Raw genomic sequence first — 16,963 nt, 5'->3', positions numbered from 1 at the left:
CAGACGTTCGAGCAATCGGCACCTGATCGTGGTCGTTTCTCCGGCGGCCGGAGGGGGAGGGGAGGTTGGGCTCGTCAGTCCCAGTCGGATGCCGGCTGGTCGACTCGGCCACCTCTGTGCGGAGTAGGGATGTAATCGCGAGCGCCATCAGGCAGCGCGGCGACACATGCCGATGAGCAGGCACTGACCAGCAGGGGCAGTACGTCAGTGGCAACGCGCAGCGAAATCCACACCTGATGGAGTCCGCACTGCTCGACCAAGCGGTCGCAGACACTGCAGTTGTGGGTGGCGATGGCGCCCCGGTGCCGAGGATCCTTGGTGCCGAGATCAAGGTCCGCAGCGGAGCCCGGAGCGGGCTGAAGCTTCGGGAAGGGCGGTCGCAGCTTGTAGTTGCCGAACAGTGCGCGCGTGCTCACCGTGCTGCGGGTCAGCTTCCGGCAGCGGGTGATCTCGTAAGGGAACCAGTGCAGCCGGTAGGAGGTGTACGGGGTGAACTCTTCCAGGCTGGCCATGGCCCCGATCTCCGGCGGAATACGGACCAGGTTGCTGCCGTAGAGCACGAGGTGCTTGACCGCCGTCAGCCTGGCGATGCCCGGCGGCAGTGTGATGACCTGCCGCCGCTCTTCCGGGCTCAGCTCAGTGAGAGGACGGAACTCTTCCCGCCCATCGGCGACCGCCTCGTCCACCAGGTCCAGCAGGTGTTGCCAGCCCGGGGCGGAGGTGTCCTGCCGCTCGACGTGGAATCCGACTCGGGCTCGCGGATGAGGTCTGGACTGGTCGAAGCACGAGCAGGTGTCCCTGTAGGACCCTCGCCGGCCTGGGGCCGGGTCCGACGTGTCGCCCCAGCGGTTCACATAGAGCCTCGGCTCGCCCTCGTCCGTCATGGCGCCAAGATACGGAGATCGCCAAGGGGCGGCGAACACATTACTCAGGCGAGGGAACCAGCGGCACCCACCGCCGTGCTCGAACGTCTGGCTGAGGAAGCTGATGCTCCTGATGGGGAATTACGTGACGTTCCACATTACTCACTCTGCGCACCCACCTCGCTCTACCGACTGCTCTCCCCCGCGGAACGAACAGATCATGCGGAGCAGCCCAGAAGGCAACAGAGAGGGGCAAACAGCCCATGCATGGACGCCCAAGCACTGCTCCCGACAGATTTACCCCAGCCCACATCTGTATCCTCGCCAAACTTGCGACCGGCGCCAGCAGCGCGAGCGCGGCCCTCGACTTGGACATCACGACCGGCACGCTCGGAACACAGGTACAGGCCGTGGGCCGCCGGGCCGGCGTGAGCGGGCGTGCCCCCCCCTCATCCACACCGCGTACCGCACCCGGCAGCTACCGCTGCGCGAACGGGCAGTATTCGCACGCACCTTGGGCGATGCCGAGGTTCAGATGGTGCATTTGGTCGCTTCCGGAGCGTCAATCCAGGAGATCGCCGACGTTTGCCGGATCTCTCGGGACACGGCGAAGGCCCGCCTGAAGCTGTTGCGAGGCCGGGTGGGTGCCGAAAACAATGCGCACCTCGTGACGCAAGGCTGGCGCTATGGGTGGCTCGACGAGTCGCACGAGGTGAGGCCGGCGAGTTTCCTCAGCGCAGTTCCAACTCGTGGATGACGTCCCAGCGGTAGGCGCGCCCTTCGCGCCGGAGCGCCACCAGCTGAACCCGCTGAACGGGCACGTCCACTGATGCGAGGTTACGCAGAGGCCGTACAGCGTCCCGGACAGCCCGTGCGGGCATGGGGCGGTTGCAGTAAGCGATACCGAGATGCGGGCGCAGAATCGATGGCGGCTTACGCGACGGCAGCCCGGACGCGGTACCGGCCGCGGCGAGGGCCGCGTGCAAATGCACCACAGGGGTCCAAGGGGCGATGCTGTATCGGATCGCCCCGCGGGATGCCGTGAGCGGAACAGCCTGGATGTTGAACGCGTCAGGCCCGCCATCTGAGACGGCGGCGATCAGCTTGCCGAGCTGCCCCGTGGTGACTTCGTCGACGTGGCCGATGCGCCCCAGCGTCAAGTGCAGACCGTCTTCGGGAATGTTGTCGAAGCCGAGATGACGCAGTGCGCTCTGGCAGCGTCGAGCGTGTTTCGTGAGTGCGGGGACCCCGGCGAAGGTGAGCAGCCAGTAGTAGGCGCGGGTGGTAGCGGTCCATCCTGGCCGGTCCCAGTGGTTGGTCATCTCTTCGACGGCGCCGAAGGCTGCCCAGTCATGTTCCGCGATGATCGACGCGTCATCGATGTCGCGCGGAGGGCTGGGAGGAAAGACGCGCGGGTCGACCGTGAGCTGCATCCGCTACCCCTCTCGTCTGCTCGGTCGGGCGTGCCATCTTGGCAGACTTCGCCAGGTCCTTCGTGTGAGGTTCGGTCTGCCAGGAGCGGAGGGCGTCTCCGTACTCCCGTACCGCGGGCAGGTCCTGCCAGTCTGCAGCTCCAGCGAAGAGTTCACCGGCACGTTGGACTACGGAGCGGATGGGTGGCCCACCACCAGCTTCGAGGACTTGCCGGCCCAGGACCATGGCGTGCTCGACGTCCGGGCGCGGACCCGCCAGGAGCGCGGTAGCGACGTCTAAGCGGACTAGGGCCTGGCTCCAGGCAGAGTCGGACTGCTCCACAAGTTCGTCGATCTGATCGGCATACCCGAGCACACGTGGGGCGTTGGCGAGTGCGACGTGCACGGTCGCGGCGTTGGCTAGCGTCCGGGCCAGCCCATAGGGCTCGAAGGAGATGCAGGAGGTCAGCCCCACGGGAACGGTGTGCCGATTGCTCAGGTCTTCGGCTACTGCGATCGCTCGCTCGGCACCGCCGCGGTCGCCGACCTTCCCCAGGGCTCTGGCGAGCCCGTTGGACTGGAGCCGGATGGCCTGTGGGTGAGCTGCGTCGATGGCGAGACCCGTTTCTGCCCACTGGACGGCCTGGTCGTAGTGGCCCGCATAGTAGGCGTTGAGTGATCGGGTGCCCTGGATCCACATGATCAGCTCAAGGTCGGCGATTTCTCTTGCGAGTTCCTCTGCTTCCTTGCAGTACGCCTCGGCGACGGTTTCACGGCCAGCGTTGACGGCCATGTAACCGAGCAGCCCTGAGGCTTGCGCGGCGAGCCGGAAGAGGGCTTCGCGCTGGCGCGGTGGCTGCCGCCCGTCCAGTCGGTCCTGGATGAATTTTCGTAGATCGATCGCTTCGGGGGCGATGCGGTGGGGGCCTTCGGCCTCGTAGCGGTCGACGACATCTGCCACGCCTTGTTCCAGGATGGAGACGGTGGCGGGGTCGGTGTTGGAGGCGGTGGTGGCGTTCAATCTCTTCGCAATGTCGAGCGGGCTCTCCCACACGGGAGCAGGAATCAGCGTGGGCTGCGGCCCACGTGCCTGGAGTGGGTTGTGAGTGGCGGATCCCGGGACTGGGGCTGGCGCGACGTGCGCGGGGACGCCCAGTCGCTCAAGGACGATGATGATCTTGTCAATGTTGACCAGCCGCCGCGTCCCGGACTCGAGCGTGGACAGAAACGACTGACTCAGGCCCGTGATCACCGACATGTCCTCCTGCCGGAGGGACGCAGCTCGACGGATCAGACGGAACGCTGTACCGAAGTCCCAGTCGGCCAGAGCCGCGGTCACTGCCGCGTCCTCCCATACGTGGTCCGGCAGACTCAGAGGCGGGGCGGGCTCGGCGACGAAGGCTGCCCGGGAGCAGGCGGCACAGCGCGCGTCTTCGTTGTAGCGGCTCAGCAGGCTGCCGCACTGCGTACATCGACGGTCGTCCTCGTGTGCCACTGCTGCCTCCCACCAGGGCCGAGATTCTGGTCAGGATCTTCGTTGGACGCAATCACGTCGGTGATATCACCAGGCGGATGTGCCAACGCGGGTTTTTCGCCACATTCTTGATGTCCCGTCACCGCAAGGAACAGAGCTCACGGCACTGCGCTTGATCGTCTCGCTGCGAGGCCGCTCGGGCGGGATTGTCAGTGGCAGTTGGCAAGCTGCACACCCACAGCACAACACCGTACGCGTTCGACTGATCACACATGGTGTCGCAGGTTGGTTTCGTTTACAGGAGGACGCATCACTGTGGCCGACATGCCCGAGACGATGCACCGCTTGGTGGCGTCGGTGACCAGCAGCTTCCACATCATCGCCGATCACTCGTCGCCCGGTGCCGGACGTCCCGACGTGTGGGAGATCGAAGGCGCAGACGGGCGCCGGTTGTTCGCCAAGCAGAACCCAGGGGCCAAGCTGCATCGCCGTGAAGCTCACGCCTATCAGCAGGGATGGAACCGCTCACTCGGAACAGACCGGTCCCCAGTGCTGGAGGCCGTGGACGACGATGCCCGCGGCATCGTGATCACCGCTATCCCCGGCCAACCGGTCCGAAGTCTCCGGCTAGATGCAAGGGAAGAGCAGGAGGCGTACGGCCAGGCAGGGATGCTCCTCTCCCGGCTCAACGCCGCGAATCCAGGTGACTCTGAGCCAGTCGCGAGCACAGTGCGCTGGGACGAAAGCGTCGAGAAAATGCTCGCCAGCACCGCCCTGTACCTGACACCCGACGACACGGCGATGGTCCGCTTGCTCACCAAGGACACGCCAGCGAAGCTGCCTCGCGTGGTGTCGCACGGCGACTTCATGCCCCGCAACTGGCTGTGGGACCAGGCTGAACAACGGCTGAGGATCATCGACTTCGAGCGTTCCTGCATCGAGTCCGCCGCGTGGCGCGACCTCCCACGTCTCAGCTATCGCATCCTGCGCGGCCGGCCCGATCTGGAAGCAGCGTTCGAGGTGGGGTACGGGCGCACGCTCGCCGTCGAAGAGCACCAGGCGTGTTCCGCGTACGCCGCGCTCGACGCTGTCAGCGCCTTGCGCTGGGGCCTTGAGCATCACGACATCGAATCCGTCGACGAAGCCCACACCATGCTGCAGCATCTTCAGGCCGAGCACAGCGGCCACAGGCGGAGGGGCACGCGGCGATGAGCGTCTTCACCCCCTACACCGCCCGTCGCTCTGCTCCCCTCAGAAGCTGGTGAGCGGTATGGACGAGGCGGACTGGGAACAGGAACTTACGGCTGACGTGCTCGCTGAGCGGTACGAGATCACGGTCGAAACGGTAGAGCGGGTGCCGATGGGCACGGACACCGTTAACCGGCGGGTGCTGACATCCGACGGGCGGCGGCTCTTCGTGAAGGAGTACGCGTCGACGGCCAACTTGGATGCAGCGCGGTCGGCCCTGGACATGTCCGAGTTTTGCCGGGCAGCCGATCTCCCCGTGCCCAAGACGTGGGCAGACCGTGACGGCGATCTCGTCGCCCTGTCCGAGGGCAGCGCGTGGGCTGTGACCGACGAGGCCCCCGGCCGGGTGGCCACGACCGCCATGAGCGTCGCCCGCGCGGAGCACATCGGAATGGTCCTCGGGCGCATGCACCGAGTGCTGGCCGCATATCCCCTCCCGAAGTTCGTGCAGCAATCACGGTGGCGAACCGGAACCATCGAAGATGCCCTGTCCAGGTGCAACGCCGTGCTGGCCATGGCCAGACGGCACGGGCACAACGATCTGGCACAGTTGCGTGAGCAGCTCGACCAGCGTCGCCACCACCTCACCCAGCACGTCGACCGGCTCCGGACCGGTCTCCCAGAGGACCTGGTGGAGCAGGCACTCCACGCGGACATCACCCGACCCAACATTCTTGTGCTCACCGATGTCGTCACCGGCATCATCGACTTTCGCAGCGCGAAAGCCTTCCCAGCGTGGGAATTGGGGCGCGCCGCATTCGATCCCCGGACCGTCGCTACAAGCGACCAGTGGGCATCCTGCGCGACGGCAATGGTGTCCGCCTACCGCTCGGAGAACCCCAGCTTGCCCCTGGGCGATGTCCTGGCGTGCGTACGGATCGCGATTCTCTACATGCTCTTCAGCCTCTACGGAGCGACCACCGGCGAGTACAAACTGCCGCACGACGCAGAGGCCGACCTGCAGCAGCACTGGCAGGACCGGCAGATCAGCATCCGCCGCCTCCTCGACGACTTCGACGACCTCGAGGACGCGCTCAGGACCTCAGCCAACCAGCCCGGAGACCACCGATGACCGACACCACGCCGTACCGCGAGCGGTTGGCTGACGATCCACAGTTCCGGGACGTGCTCTTCGTGGTCATGGACTTCGAAGGCACGACTCCCAAGGGCTATCCAGCAGAGCCCATCGAGGTCGCCGCCCTCGGCATACAGCACGTCCCCGGCCGCGGACCGATGCCCAACGGCCTCTCCTACCAGTCATTCATCAGCCCGCCCCAGCACGCGCCCCTCACCATCCGGGACACCGCGCAGACAGGCATCACATCCGCTGATCTCGCAGAAGCCCCCGCGGCGAGAGCCGCGCTACGCGCTCTGGACACCATCCTGCCGACAACTCCAACGCTATTGGTCGCGCACCATGCCCCGCCCGAGGCGAACATCCTGTACGCCTACCGGGCCGCATGCCCGCACCTGGCCCAGACCCGGATCGTGGATACCCGGCTCCTCGCCAAGCACATCCTGCCGGGTCTGCCTGCCTATGATCTCGACGCGCTCCTCGCCCATCACGGCATTCCCCAGCCCGCCCGACGGCACCGAGCCATGGACGACGTCACGGTGACCGCCGAACTCTTCCGCCGCCTGCTCACCGCGGCCGCGCGTCCCCGAGCGATCACGAGTCTTCACGATCTCGTCCGCGTGGCCAGCCGCACGCCGCGCGCCACCCAGCCGGCACAGCTCGAACTGCCCTAGCCCCGCCACCCGTGTCAGGAGCCCCTATGGCGAAGCGAAACCCAGGCATCGAAGCAACGGAGACCTCGGAGTCTGAGCAGTTGTTGTTCGGCGGGCCGCTGCGTTACGACCAGGGGTGGTCACGGCACGAAGAGGCTCGTCTCAACATCAGCTTCAGGAGCATGATCAAGCAGCTGCCCGCGCAGCTGGCCACCGTCCTGCGGCTCGCCTGGGCCGCCGACCGCAGCGCCACACGGCAGCTGATCGGGGCAGAGCTCGTCCAGGGCATCGCCCGCGTGGTCGCCCTCCTCGCGGTCAACGCGACCTTGGCGCACGTCATGACCAGTGCCGGCCTGCAGGAGCGGGCCCGGGCTGCGGCCCCGGCTCTCGCAGTCATCGCCCTATCCACGGTGCTGACGTCACTGTGCCGGGCACGGTCCACGTACGCGACTGGCCGCCTCGAACCCAAAGCGGAGCGACGGGCGACTGAGGCATACCTGGAGCGGGCCTGCCAAGTCGAACTCGCGGCCATCGAAGACGACGAGTTCCATCGCCTGCTGGACTCCGCGCAGTACGGGGCGATCTCAGCCCGCTACTGCATCAAGATGGGCACCCAGGTCATCAACGCGCTGCTCGGCTTCGTGGCCGCGCTCAGCGTGCTCACCGTGCTGGACCCGCTCCTGATGCCGATGCTCGTGCTGATGGCGCTGCCCAGCGGCTGGTCCGCTCTGGTCACCGCTCAGCGCCGCTACCGCCTCTTCCAGGCCTGGGTCCAGCACTCCCGGGCCTGCCAGAAGATCGGTCAAATGATCATTGATCCGAAGGCGGCACCGGAGATTCGGGTACACCAAGTCGGCCCGTTCCTGCTCAAGCACTTCCGCGGCATGTCGGAGGCGGCCGAGGCCGAGAAGGACCGCGTGGCGCACCAGGAGGGGCGCACCGTGCTGATCGCCTCGGCCTGGACCGGGCTGGCCACCACTGCCACCTACGGCGCCCTCTGCGCTCTGCTGTGGTCCGGGACCATGGCTCTCGCGGTGGCCGGCACGGCCATCATCGGCATTCGCACCGGGGCAGCGAGCCTGACAACACTGGTCAACCAGCTCAACTCCCTGAACAGAGAGGCCCTGCACGTCGCCGATCTGGAGCGTCTGGTCACCGAGGCCGACCGGCGTGCCATCCCGTCCGGGGGCGTCGATCTTCCTGAACGGGTGAATGAGATCCGCTTCGAGAACGTGTCCTTCACATACCCTGGGCAAGGCGGCGAAGGCGAACTGGCCCTGAAGGATGTGTCGCTGACCATCCCCACCGGCAAGATCGTCGCGCTCGTCGGGGTCAACGGCGCAGGCAAGACCACCCTGGTGAAGTTGCTGGCCGGGCTCTACCAGCCCAGCTCCGGGCGAATCCTGTGGGACGACGTGGACAGCACACACGCCTCCCGCAGGCAGCTCACGTCAAGGATCGCCATGGTGGCGCAGGACTTCACGAGATGGGTCTTCACCGCCCGCGTCAACGTGACCATCGGCCGCCCCGAACTCCCCATGGACGCCGACCGGCTTCAGGGCGCGATCGACCATGCGGGAGCTCAGGAAATGATCGCGAAGCTGCCGCGCGGACTCGACAGCCTGCTCGGGCGTGGCTTTCGCGGAGGGGTGGAGCTCTCCGGCGGTCAATGGCAGCGTCTGGGGATTGCCAGAGCAGCGTACAGAGCCGGTGATCTGTTGATCGTGGACGAGCCCACCGCGGCGCTGGATAGTCGCGCTGAGCTGGAGGTATTCGGTCAAATTCGAGCCTTGGCTGATGCAGGGCAAACCATCGTGTTGATCACTCATCGACTCGCCTCGGTGCGGCACGCCGACCTCATCCATGTCCTGGATGAAGGCCGCCTCGTCGAATCCGGCAGCCCCGACCAACTCCTCGCACAAAACGGGTCGCTGTACGCCGAGCTGTACAACTTGCAGGCCGCCCAATTTCAGCATAACGAGCAGAACTCCAACAGCGCGCCGGTCCCTTCACCGCGCCCGCCCCAGTCCGACACCCCCTCGTCCACCACACGCTCATGAGCCCCCACGCTTCCCCCGATCTCGCCAGCCACCGTCCGCGCCCCCAACTCCGATACCCGCCCAGATAGCCGAATGGGCCAAGGCGCACATTGGCGCGCTGGCGCCCTGGCCGTTGCCCGCGGATCTCAGCGGGGCACGCTCCTGGCGCGTCTCGACTCCCCAAGGACTCATCGACATCCGGATTGTCCGCACCGACCTAGATCTCCGTCGTGAGGTGATCGCGTTCCGCACCGCGATCCACCGCCTCGACCCCACCCAGGGGCCACGGCTCATCGCCTACGAACCGAGGCTGCGCACCCTGCTGACCACGCACCCGCGCGGCAGGCCTGTCGATGACGCGGCTGCCTGCATGTGCTGCCGCGTATCCATCAGGACGCCGGGCGCCTGCTAAGGGCTGTCCCGCAATGATCTTCGGTGTACGTGACGTGTGCAGCTGCCTAACCCGCACGGCTGAGGTTATGTAGGTGGGCGATGCCAAGCATGGCGTGGTGTACGCCGTCGCCCTTGAGGCGGCAGCCGCGAAGGATCTTCCAGGTCTCCATGTGGGCAAAGGCATGCTCGACACGGGCCCGGACCTGTTTGTGTGAGCGGTTGTGCTCCTGTTTCCACTCGGCGAGTTCCTCGCCGGCCCGGCGACGGTGCGGCATCACGAGTCCGGTTCTGGGGTAGCCGCCGTCGGCGATCGTCATGGTGTGGCCGACGGCGTCTTTGGTGCCGGACTCGCCGCATCCGGGTCGAGCACGGCATCGGTCATCGTCCAAGCCGCCGCCGGGCTCCTCTCCCACCAACAGACCGCTGCGTGGGCAAGCAGTCCGCGAAAGTGAACTATGCAGCGAATCCGCGGCTCTCGACGCGCCACCACCAACCATTCACGAGCTCGTTAGCCAGCGGGCTGCCTGGGGAGGCATGCTGCGACGGAACGGGCAGAGAGGGTTATGAGCAATGCCCGTGTCTTGATGGCCTGTCGCTTCGCAGTGTGCCGAAGCTGGTCCCTCGCACGGAAGTGCCGTGGCATCCTCACAGTTCATGACGATCACGGAGCCCATAGGTCGGTGGCGACCCAACCGGGTGCGGCGTGTGGCCGACAAGCAGATTGCCGAGTTGCGAACTTCTTTGGATCGTCTGCATTTTGACTGGTGGCCGCTCCCCCTCCCTGTTCGTGCCACCCTTCGCCGGCGTGTAGGTACTGCCCTTTGGGCGACCCTGCATGTAGTCGCGGTGGCCTTCCTGGTTGATACGGGCCTGGTGTATCTGGCGGGGGCGGTCCTCAGCGGCAATCTCAGCCCTGGGCCCTTTGCCGTCGTCGCTTTCATCGTCTGGGCTGCCTTCCTGTCGTTCGTCGCAGGTGCCACTCGCGAGGCGTTCGTCTGGACCCGGAGATGCATCGTGGTGATGCACTGCGCAGAGACAATCAAGGCATGCGCCGAGGCTCACCGGGCGGGAGGTTCACGGCGCACGGAGGAGTTGCGGACTGTGTCGGCTTCGCTGCGGATCGTGGAGGAGTGCGTCCAGCGTGCCTACCTCTTACGCGGGACTGTTCCCCGCAAGTTCCCGCGACGCGGGGAACTGCGTCGGCATGCCGGCCAGGTTGTGGCGAAACTTCGCGCTGCGGAGTCTCAACTCGACTCGGGCGAGCCGGGCGACGCACTCGAGGAGCTAGCGGGCCACATGGCCACCATTGCCGAGCAGTACGCGGCGGGGCATGTTGGCGCGCTGCTTCCCGCTGCTTCGTTGACCGGGCTCTCTCCGGTTCGGGATCGGGAGCTGCTGCGTGTCGGGGTATCCGTGGTGGTCGTAGCTGGTGTCCCCGTCGCGGTATCACTCTTGCATTTGCCCGAGTTGGCAGCGGCGACGATGGTTTCCGCTGCCGGGGTACTTACTCTCCTGACGGTGTTTAAGCAGCGGTGGCACCACTATCTACCTGTGGCCGAATTTTTCAAGCCCGGCCCGTGACCAGCAGCGTGCTCGATTGTTGCTGTGGTCTCGTGTGGCAGCTGGGCTGGCTGCCCATTTCAGTGAAGCTCGGGCAAATGCATGGCGGGTTCAACTCCTCCGAACCCTGTGCCATCTGCGACGTGCGTGTTTTTCACCCACCCTTCACGGCGTCATCTCATCTGCCGTCGAGGCGAGTGATCGTATCCAATATCTCGCCAGATGTGAGCGCATGGGCGGAATTTCCCTGAATGCTCTGCAACAGCGGGCCATTTACTGCGAGTTAGGCCCCACGAGGAATACGCCCTGCGCCATCCAGCCTCTTCTCGGCGGGCCAGGGGCCAGCCATTCGCGGCTGTAAGGCGTGCTGTTAGCCTCCTGGGGCTTGTGCTGGTTGTTGGCAATCGGGGGTTTGTGCGTGACGCTCATTATGGCGGCCGCGGCGATATACGGTGTTCTGCAATTGGCTTTGCTGGCCTCGCCGGTGCGGTCCTTGAAACTCACCACTGTGCTGGTGACGGTTGCGGTCGGCGTGTACGGCAGTGGTGTGATGGCGGTGCTCATCGAGTACTTCTACGCGCGTGCCGCCGTCTCGCATCCGGGCCAGTCGTTGACCGAGGCGATGGGGAACGGTTCCTACACCCTCGTCCCGGTCGTCGAGGAACTCGCGCAGATCGCGCCGCTGGTGCTGGCGGGGGTGAACCTGAAGATCCGCTCTCAGTTGGGCTTTGCCGACTTCGTCGTTCTGGGTGCGGCGACCGGTGCCGGGCTCGGCCTGCTGGAGGTCCTGCTCTCGCACATGCTGGATGCCCAGCGGGCCTTCCCGCTCCCGGGTGGCGGGGGCTGGATGCTGTCAGGCGGGATCGGCAGCATCGGCAAGGGTTCTCCCTACATTCCCGACTGGTCGACTGTGCTGAGCACGTGGCTGCCCAACTCGCTCGGCACGCTGGACTTCAGCTTCACGGAGACGAGCCTGGGCATCAATCTGCATCTGGTCTGGGGAGCCGTCGACGGGCTGGGCGTGGCGCTGTTGCTGCGGGCCCGTGGCTGGCGTCGGCTGCTGGGCCTGCTGCCGCTGGTGTACGCGATCGGGCACCACGCGCTGTTCAACTACACCGGCGGTGGGTCGGCTGGAGCCGGGTGGGCCAAGACTCTTTTCAGGTTCCCCGACGCAGTCCTGGAGTGGGCGCCCTTGGTCTGTCTGGTGCTCGCCATGGCCCTGGACTACACGGCGATACGCCGGGGCCGGCAAGCCATGCCCGCCATCCTGCTGGACGCTGAGCGCGAGGGCCTTACCGGACTGGGCGCGTTGGGCGGGTTCGCGGCCTGGCGCGTGCCGTGGAGTCTGCTGATCGCGCTGCGGTTCGCCCGCATGCGCAGGTCCCTCTGCTATGCCGCCGGGCGCGTCCCGCCTGACCGCCTGCAGTCACTGCACGCCGCAGTGGCAGCCACCGCGGCACGGATGAACGCCTCCAACCACCAGGGCGCCTGGGAGAAGACCCGGGTGCGCAGCCTGCTCAAGTCGGCACGCCACCTGCGGCCCTGGCGGCGGCGCTGGCCGATGATGGTCATTCCGCTGATCCTGATGCTGCCGTCGCTGCTCTTCCTCGGCGTGGGCTCATTCACGTCCACGAAGGATCTGCAGAAGTGGTTCACGACCGGCAACGGCCCCCGGATCCTGCTGTGGTTCGGCATCGCGGCCCTGGCCTGGACGCTGCTTCAACTGGTCCTCCTGCTGCGCGCTTGGCGTAAGGCAAGGCAACAGCCGCTCGCTGAGATCGTCGCGCTGATACGCCTGCGTGTGTGGGCGGCGGCCGGGGCGCTTGCGACCGGCAGCCTCCTGCTGTTCGTCCACTACCGTCAGGGCGAGCCGCTGGACGGGGATGCCACCGGTCCGGCAGCGATGCTCCTGGCGTTCCTGGAGGACCTTGACCTGTATTTGGGGATCGCCTTCACCATCCTCGCGCTCTTCGGTCTCCTCATGCTCTTCCCGCCCGCCGGGCTGGCCCTGGCCGGCGGCGGAGTGGCCGTGGGCGCGGCAGGATCCCTGGGAGTCGCCGAGGTCAGCGCCCTCGGCGTGGCTGGTATTGCCCTTATGGCGAACGGAAGTCAGGGCGGCAGCAGCGACGCCATGCCATCGGAGTCCAACGGGGGAACCTCTGGCTCGAGCCCAGGAAGGCAGTCTTGGCAGGCGGGCGACGACATCGACGGCATCGCTGCGGGCAAGGAGCTACGCTTCCCTCATTCCCGGCATACCGTCTCGGGCTCAGGCACTGGCACGGCCAAGACGAAGAACAGCGTCATCATGCGGGGCCACGAGCGGGAGGTGGCGCAGGACATTGAAGGTATCGCGGCAGGGCGAGCCGAGTGGGTCAAGAGCCTGTCGCGCTACAAAATCAATGGCCGCACCTACGGGGTGGAAGAGAGCGGGACCGTATTCCCTGACAGTGGGGCGAACATAGTGAATCTGAACAGGGTTGAATATGGGGCTCTAAGGGAAATTGCCCGAGCTCGCGGTGACGTTTCGGCATCCCCCCGACTCGCGAGAGATCCGAAGTTCGTAGAGAACCCTGAAGCCATTGAAAAAGCCTTGAAGATCTACAACGGGATCATGCCATGATGTACAATCTGCTGGTTACGGATGCAGCAGAACCAGCCAAGCTCGCAACCATCCTGGCGTCCGCATTTAACATCAATGTTCGGGATGTGGACGTTGCCGACTCCCTCGGCGATCCCGACCTGCGGAACTGGGAAGCTGCCGTGTCGTGTGAATACAGCACGCTTCGCGGGAGCCTGTCGTGGGCCTTGGAAATCTACGCTCAGAAGTCCGTCACAGATCCTCCCTCGGAGTCGGCGCTGGCACAGCAAGTCGCTGCTGCAACCGGGGCAGTGGTCCTCTTCCCTGCCGAGCAGGACCTGCCGAGCGCCTACTGGGCGGCCACCCCCGAACAGCACTTCACGCGGGCGCGCCTCTACGAATCCGACGACGAGGCGCCCGTCTACCGCATCGATGCCGTCGAATCCCCAGTCCGGCAACTGCCGAACGTACGAGTCGTGAGGTTCCCGGAAGTTGTCAGGGAGTTGAAGATTCCCACCCCTATTTCAGACAGCTTCGACGAACAGATCCCTGCGCAGTCCCTGACCCCGGGGAGTCCGGAGTGGCAAGTTTCAGATCACCTTGGAGCGTGGGAGAAGCTCGTCAGCCATATGGCATCAGGGTGGGCCGGTTCCGGCTGGTGCCCCCCGGATCTGTACTGCGAGCGGCTCGCGGCACGGGACGGTCTCGAGGTCTTCCCCAGCCAGCTTCCTCCTACCGCAGTGGCGGTACTTCAACAGGGTCTTCAGCAGTTGGACAGCACCTATGTCGGACTCACCTCGGAGGACCGGCAGGGCTTGCTGGCGGAGCTGCTACTGGGACCGGAGTCGCAGAGTGCACAGCTGGGCTGGTGGTGGTACCGGCGGCCCGAACCCCTGCCCTGGTAACTCGCGTTCGGCCCATATGCAGCGCACACGGACACAATTCCTCAAAGGTGGTTCAGGCAAGTGACCGGCAGTTGGACCTACTGCGAGGAGTGGAACAACCTCGCCGAGGAGCCCATGGACCCTCTACCGCCGGAGCAAGCCCGAGTTCGGCACGCCTCAGGGGATCTGTACACGGCCGTCCTGATCGCTACTGGCGCCCCGTCGCCTGAACTCCGTGTGGAGATCCGTCTGGAGACGGGATTCACGGCGGTCACCTTCATGGACAATCTCGGACGCGATGAGCTGCACTACAGCTTCACGGTGATGACCGGCGCGCTCTTCTTGGAGACGGTCAGGATCTACGATTACGGGGATTCCGAGGAGCGTGGCGGCTACGCAGACGCCTGGCGCATGGAGTCGTACGACTTCACTCCGGACGGAGTTGCGGTACAAGAGGTCGAAGTGGGAGACGAAGTCTCCAGCGAGAACCGTCGAGGCATCGACATGACCAGCAACTGGGAGCCCCTCCCCCAGTTCGGCGCCTACGACTCTCTGATCCGACGCGAACGGTGAACAGCAGCGCCCACTGAGGCGAAGCCGGTTGCTGCCGTTCGGCTGCGTCCGCTTTGGGGAGGAAACTGCGCTTCGCGCACCTACTGTCGAGGGCATGAGCACGTACCTGGAGCCCCGCCGCGTTCGGATCGCGGCCCGCCCGGATGAGCCTGCGGTCATCGAGATCGACGGGCACGATGTCGCCTCCGCGGTGGAGGCGTATCGGATCACGCAGACCGTCGACGAAGGGCCCGAGGTCACCCTGTACGTCCAGCAGGGCTGGCGTGGCATCGAGTTCGACGGCCTGGCCGAGGTGGTCGTGGAGCCCGCCGATGTTCGTCATGTCGTGGTCGGTTTCCTTGACGCGGTGGACTGGCAGAGGCTCGATGAGGCTGTTCTCGACCGAGATGATCTGGATGGGCGGCCGGGTGAGCTGACCCGCGGGATGCTGGCGCAGCTGAGGGAGTGGGCTGCGGGTGCTTGACCAATCCGGGCTCGTCCGCTTTGCGGAGCGCCATCTGATGCCGGACAAGGTGCAGGTCACCCGAAGCAGCGGTGACGACATGCTCGATCCGGGGACCGGTGACCTTGTACCGGCACCACCGATGATCGTGTACGAGGACAAGGCGGGGCTTTACGCGCACCAGGAGCGGATCCGCAGCAAGGGCTCGGGGCAGGACGGTGCGTATGTCCAGGAGGTGCGTGCCGGTTACCGGCTGCTGCTGCCTCTTGCGGCGCCGGGGGTACGGGAGAACGACACTGTTCTGATCGTTGAAGCCCGCGACGAGCAAGCCGTCGGCCGTACGTACCGGGTGTCGGCGTTGGGTGAAGTGTCGTCGTTCCCGGTGCTGCGCACCGTGTGGCTGGAGGAGCACAACCGAACGCTGGTGGCGCTGTGAGCGGCGGAACCTTTCAGCATCCATCCCAGTTGGCAGCCGCGCTGGACCGTGGTGGGAAGGCGGCAGTGTCCGCGGCGGAGATCGCTATGCGGCACGGTGCAAAGGCACTGGTGGTGCAGGTGCAGCGCAATGCGTCCGGTAGGCCCGGCCCACGAGTGATCACCGGCAAGTACCGGGCATCGTGGCAGTCCGATGTACACCGGGCCGGGCCCGTGATCGTGGGCGAGGTCGGTACAAATGCTCCGCAGGGCAGGCGGCTGGAGTTCGGGTTCGTCGGCATCGACAGTCTCGGCCGCCACTACAACCAGCCCCCGTTCCCGCACCTGGGGCCGGCAGCCAACGCCTTCGGACCGCTCCTTGTGCGGGAGCTTCGCGACGCGGTCTCGGGGGCGTTGTGAGCGACATGAGCAATAGCCTTGAGGACGCTCTGGCGGGTGTGCTCGCCGAACACGAACGGGGGCTGCTGGCCCGAGCGATCGTGGTCGCCGAGGTCTTTGATGAGGACGGGGAGCGGAGCCTGTCGATCCTGACCACGCCCGGGGTAATGGAGTGGGACGCGCTCGGCCTGTGCCGGTACGGGGTGCTCAGCGTCGAAGGGCCCGCGGCCGCGTACTTTGCCGGAGGCGACCTGTGATCGACCGAGCGCCAGTGTCGAAGGCGCTCCAGGAAATGATCGCGAAAGCGACGGGGCGTCCGTGCGGCCTCGGGAAGTTGCCGCTGGTGAACGGGAAGCCCGCCGAGGTTCCGTACACCGTGCTGTATCCGCTGGGCGGATCGGTAGGGGGCGCTCCGCTGGCCGACTCCTCCGAAGACGCGGAGCTCGTCTATCAGCTGACATCGGTAGCTGGCCGTACGGATCAGGCAGAGTGGATGGCCGACAGGGGGCGACGCGCCTTCCTGGAGCGGACAATGTCTGGCGCATGGAGGCACTCGCCGGACGTGTCGGGAGTGGATGTGTGGGCGCGCGAGCTGGATGCTGACGATGGCACCGACACCGCTGCTTCCGCCGAGAGGGTCGTGACCAGCACTCAGCGGTACAGGCTGAGCGCCACCGATGGTGCGTAGCCCTCTCATCGTTCGGCTTGGCCCCACCGGCACTGACAACGGCCTGTCCGTCAGACTCGGTTGAACGAGGCGCTTGGTGCTCGCCCCATAGGTGCCGTCCTCCGAGGTGCTGGGTCCGACCGAGGGTGCGAGTGCCGTGGTGATCGGTGCGCAGCCAGCACAGCTCGCTGTCATAGCTACTTGCCCCTGAAAAAGGGTTTGGGCTGGTGGCGGGGCCAGCACTGCAGGACGGCGCTGTGCCGCTGGCCTGTCGGCGGCCTGTCCCTCA

18 protein-coding genes are annotated in these 16,963 nt (G+C 66.0%); 14 read left to right on the top strand and 4 right to left on the bottom strand.

Annotated features, from left to right (window positions below; translation table 11 throughout):
• Window positions 1-74 precede the first annotated feature (74 nt).
• Window positions 75-884 (bottom strand): leucine-rich repeat domain-containing protein, encoded by an 810-nt coding sequence (locus AB0E78_RS33290; RefSeq protein WP_361840587.1) that lies wholly within the window; start codon window positions 882-884, stop codon window positions 75-77.
• On the opposite strand from AB0E78_RS33290, the gene AB0E78_RS33285 reads away from it, so the two are divergent.
• Complete coding sequence (locus AB0E78_RS33285) at window positions 883-1,620, top strand: helix-turn-helix transcriptional regulator (RefSeq protein WP_361840586.1); 738 nt, start codon at window positions 883-885, stop codon at window positions 1,618-1,620. The two genes, AB0E78_RS33290 and AB0E78_RS33285, sit on opposite strands and share 2 nt — an antisense overlap.
• Here AB0E78_RS33285 and AB0E78_RS33280 read toward each other — a convergent pair.
• Together AB0E78_RS33280 and AB0E78_RS33275 are read right to left on the bottom strand one after the other, a co-directional pair.
• Window positions 1,595-2,296 carry a 2'-5' RNA ligase family protein gene (locus tag AB0E78_RS33280; RefSeq protein WP_361840583.1) on the bottom strand — a complete coding sequence of 234 codons (702 nt, stop codon included), beginning with the start codon at window positions 2,294-2,296 and terminating at the stop codon, window positions 1,595-1,597. The two genes, AB0E78_RS33285 and AB0E78_RS33280, sit on opposite strands and share 26 nt — an antisense overlap.
• On the bottom strand, window positions 2,238-3,614 hold the full coding sequence (locus AB0E78_RS33275) for a helix-turn-helix transcriptional regulator (RefSeq protein WP_361840580.1): 1,377 nt from the start codon (window positions 3,612-3,614) through the stop codon (window positions 2,238-2,240). The genes AB0E78_RS33280 and AB0E78_RS33275 overlap by 59 nt, the downstream gene beginning before the upstream one ends.
• 459 nt (window positions 3,615-4,073) lie before the next feature.
• On the opposite strand from AB0E78_RS33275, the gene AB0E78_RS33270 reads away from it, so the two are divergent.
• The 5 genes from AB0E78_RS33270 to AB0E78_RS33250 all read left to right on the top strand — a co-directional run bounded on the left by AB0E78_RS33270 (window position 4,074) and on the right by AB0E78_RS33250 (window position 9,176).
• Window positions 4,074-4,961, top strand: coding sequence for an aminoglycoside phosphotransferase family protein (locus tag AB0E78_RS33270; protein ID WP_361841225.1), 888 nt, complete (start codon window positions 4,074-4,076; stop codon window positions 4,959-4,961).
• A gap of 58 nt (window positions 4,962-5,019) precedes the next feature.
• The gene (locus tag AB0E78_RS33265) at window positions 5,020-6,069 is read left to right on the top strand and encodes a phosphotransferase (protein WP_361840577.1); all 1,050 of its coding nucleotides are present in this window, start codon (window positions 5,020-5,022) and stop codon (window positions 6,067-6,069) included.
• On the top strand, window positions 6,066-6,746 hold the full coding sequence (locus AB0E78_RS33260; RefSeq protein WP_361840574.1) for an exonuclease domain-containing protein: 681 nt from the start codon (window positions 6,066-6,068) through the stop codon (window positions 6,744-6,746). The genes AB0E78_RS33265 and AB0E78_RS33260 overlap by 4 nt, the downstream gene beginning before the upstream one ends.
• Window positions 6,747-6,772: 26 nt before the next feature.
• Complete coding sequence (locus AB0E78_RS33255; RefSeq protein ID WP_361840571.1) at window positions 6,773-8,785, top strand: ABC transporter ATP-binding protein; 2,013 nt, start codon at window positions 6,773-6,775, stop codon at window positions 8,783-8,785.
• Between the two features lie 214 nt (window positions 8,786-8,999).
• Window positions 9,000-9,176 carry a hypothetical protein gene (locus AB0E78_RS33250; RefSeq protein WP_361840568.1) on the top strand — a complete coding sequence of 59 codons (177 nt, stop codon included), beginning with the start codon at window positions 9,000-9,002 and terminating at the stop codon, window positions 9,174-9,176.
• 46 nt (window positions 9,177-9,222) lie between these two features.
• Here AB0E78_RS33250 and AB0E78_RS33245 read toward each other — a convergent pair whose 3' ends face one another.
• Window positions 9,223-9,654, bottom strand: coding sequence for a transposase family protein (locus tag AB0E78_RS33245; RefSeq protein ID WP_361840566.1), 432 nt, complete (start codon window positions 9,652-9,654; stop codon window positions 9,223-9,225).
• A gap of 208 nt (window positions 9,655-9,862) precedes the next feature.
• Between AB0E78_RS33245 and AB0E78_RS33240 the strand changes: the two genes are divergently transcribed.
• From AB0E78_RS33240 to AB0E78_RS33205, 8 genes are all read left to right on the top strand, one after another.
• A complete protein-coding gene (locus AB0E78_RS33240; protein WP_361840564.1) occupies window positions 9,863-10,738 on the top strand; it encodes a hypothetical protein in 876 nt (291 codons plus the stop codon).
• Between the two features lie 397 nt (window positions 10,739-11,135).
• Entirely contained in the window at window positions 11,136-13,337 is a 2,202-nt protein-coding gene (locus AB0E78_RS33235) for a PrsW family intramembrane metalloprotease (RefSeq protein WP_361840561.1), read from the top strand.
• On the top strand, window positions 13,334-14,200 hold the full coding sequence (locus AB0E78_RS33230) for a hypothetical protein (protein ID WP_361840559.1): 867 nt from the start codon (window positions 13,334-13,336) through the stop codon (window positions 14,198-14,200). Before AB0E78_RS33235 ends, AB0E78_RS33230 begins: the two co-directional genes overlap by 4 nt.
• A 60-nt stretch (window positions 14,201-14,260) precedes the next feature.
• The gene (locus AB0E78_RS33225) at window positions 14,261-14,752 is read left to right on the top strand and encodes a hypothetical protein (RefSeq protein WP_361840556.1); all 492 of its coding nucleotides are present in this window, start codon (window positions 14,261-14,263) and stop codon (window positions 14,750-14,752) included.
• Window positions 14,753-14,846: 94 nt separating this feature from the next.
• Window positions 14,847-15,215 carry a hypothetical protein gene (locus tag AB0E78_RS33220; protein ID WP_361840555.1) on the top strand — a complete coding sequence of 123 codons (369 nt, stop codon included), beginning with the start codon at window positions 14,847-14,849 and terminating at the stop codon, window positions 15,213-15,215.
• Complete coding sequence (locus tag AB0E78_RS33215) at window positions 15,208-15,630, top strand: DUF6093 family protein (protein WP_361840552.1); 423 nt, start codon at window positions 15,208-15,210, stop codon at window positions 15,628-15,630. Before AB0E78_RS33220 ends, AB0E78_RS33215 begins: the two co-directional genes overlap by 8 nt.
• Window positions 15,591-16,028 (top strand): HK97 gp10 family phage protein, encoded by a 438-nt coding sequence (locus AB0E78_RS33210; protein ID WP_361840549.1) that lies wholly within the window; start codon window positions 15,591-15,593, stop codon window positions 16,026-16,028. Before AB0E78_RS33215 ends, AB0E78_RS33210 begins: the two co-directional genes overlap by 40 nt.
• Window positions 16,029-16,033: 5 nt before the next feature.
• Entirely contained in the window at window positions 16,034-16,264 is a 231-nt protein-coding gene (locus AB0E78_RS33205) for a hypothetical protein (protein WP_361840546.1), read from the top strand.
• Window positions 16,265-16,963 lie beyond the last annotated feature (699 nt).

This window comes from Streptomyces sp. NPDC032198 (assembly GCF_040636975.1).
Classification (GTDB): Bacteria; Actinomycetota; Actinomycetes; order Streptomycetales; family Streptomycetaceae; genus Streptomyces.
The sequence above is the reverse complement of the archived record's forward strand: the minus strand, read 5'-3'. Positions and strand labels throughout refer to the sequence as shown.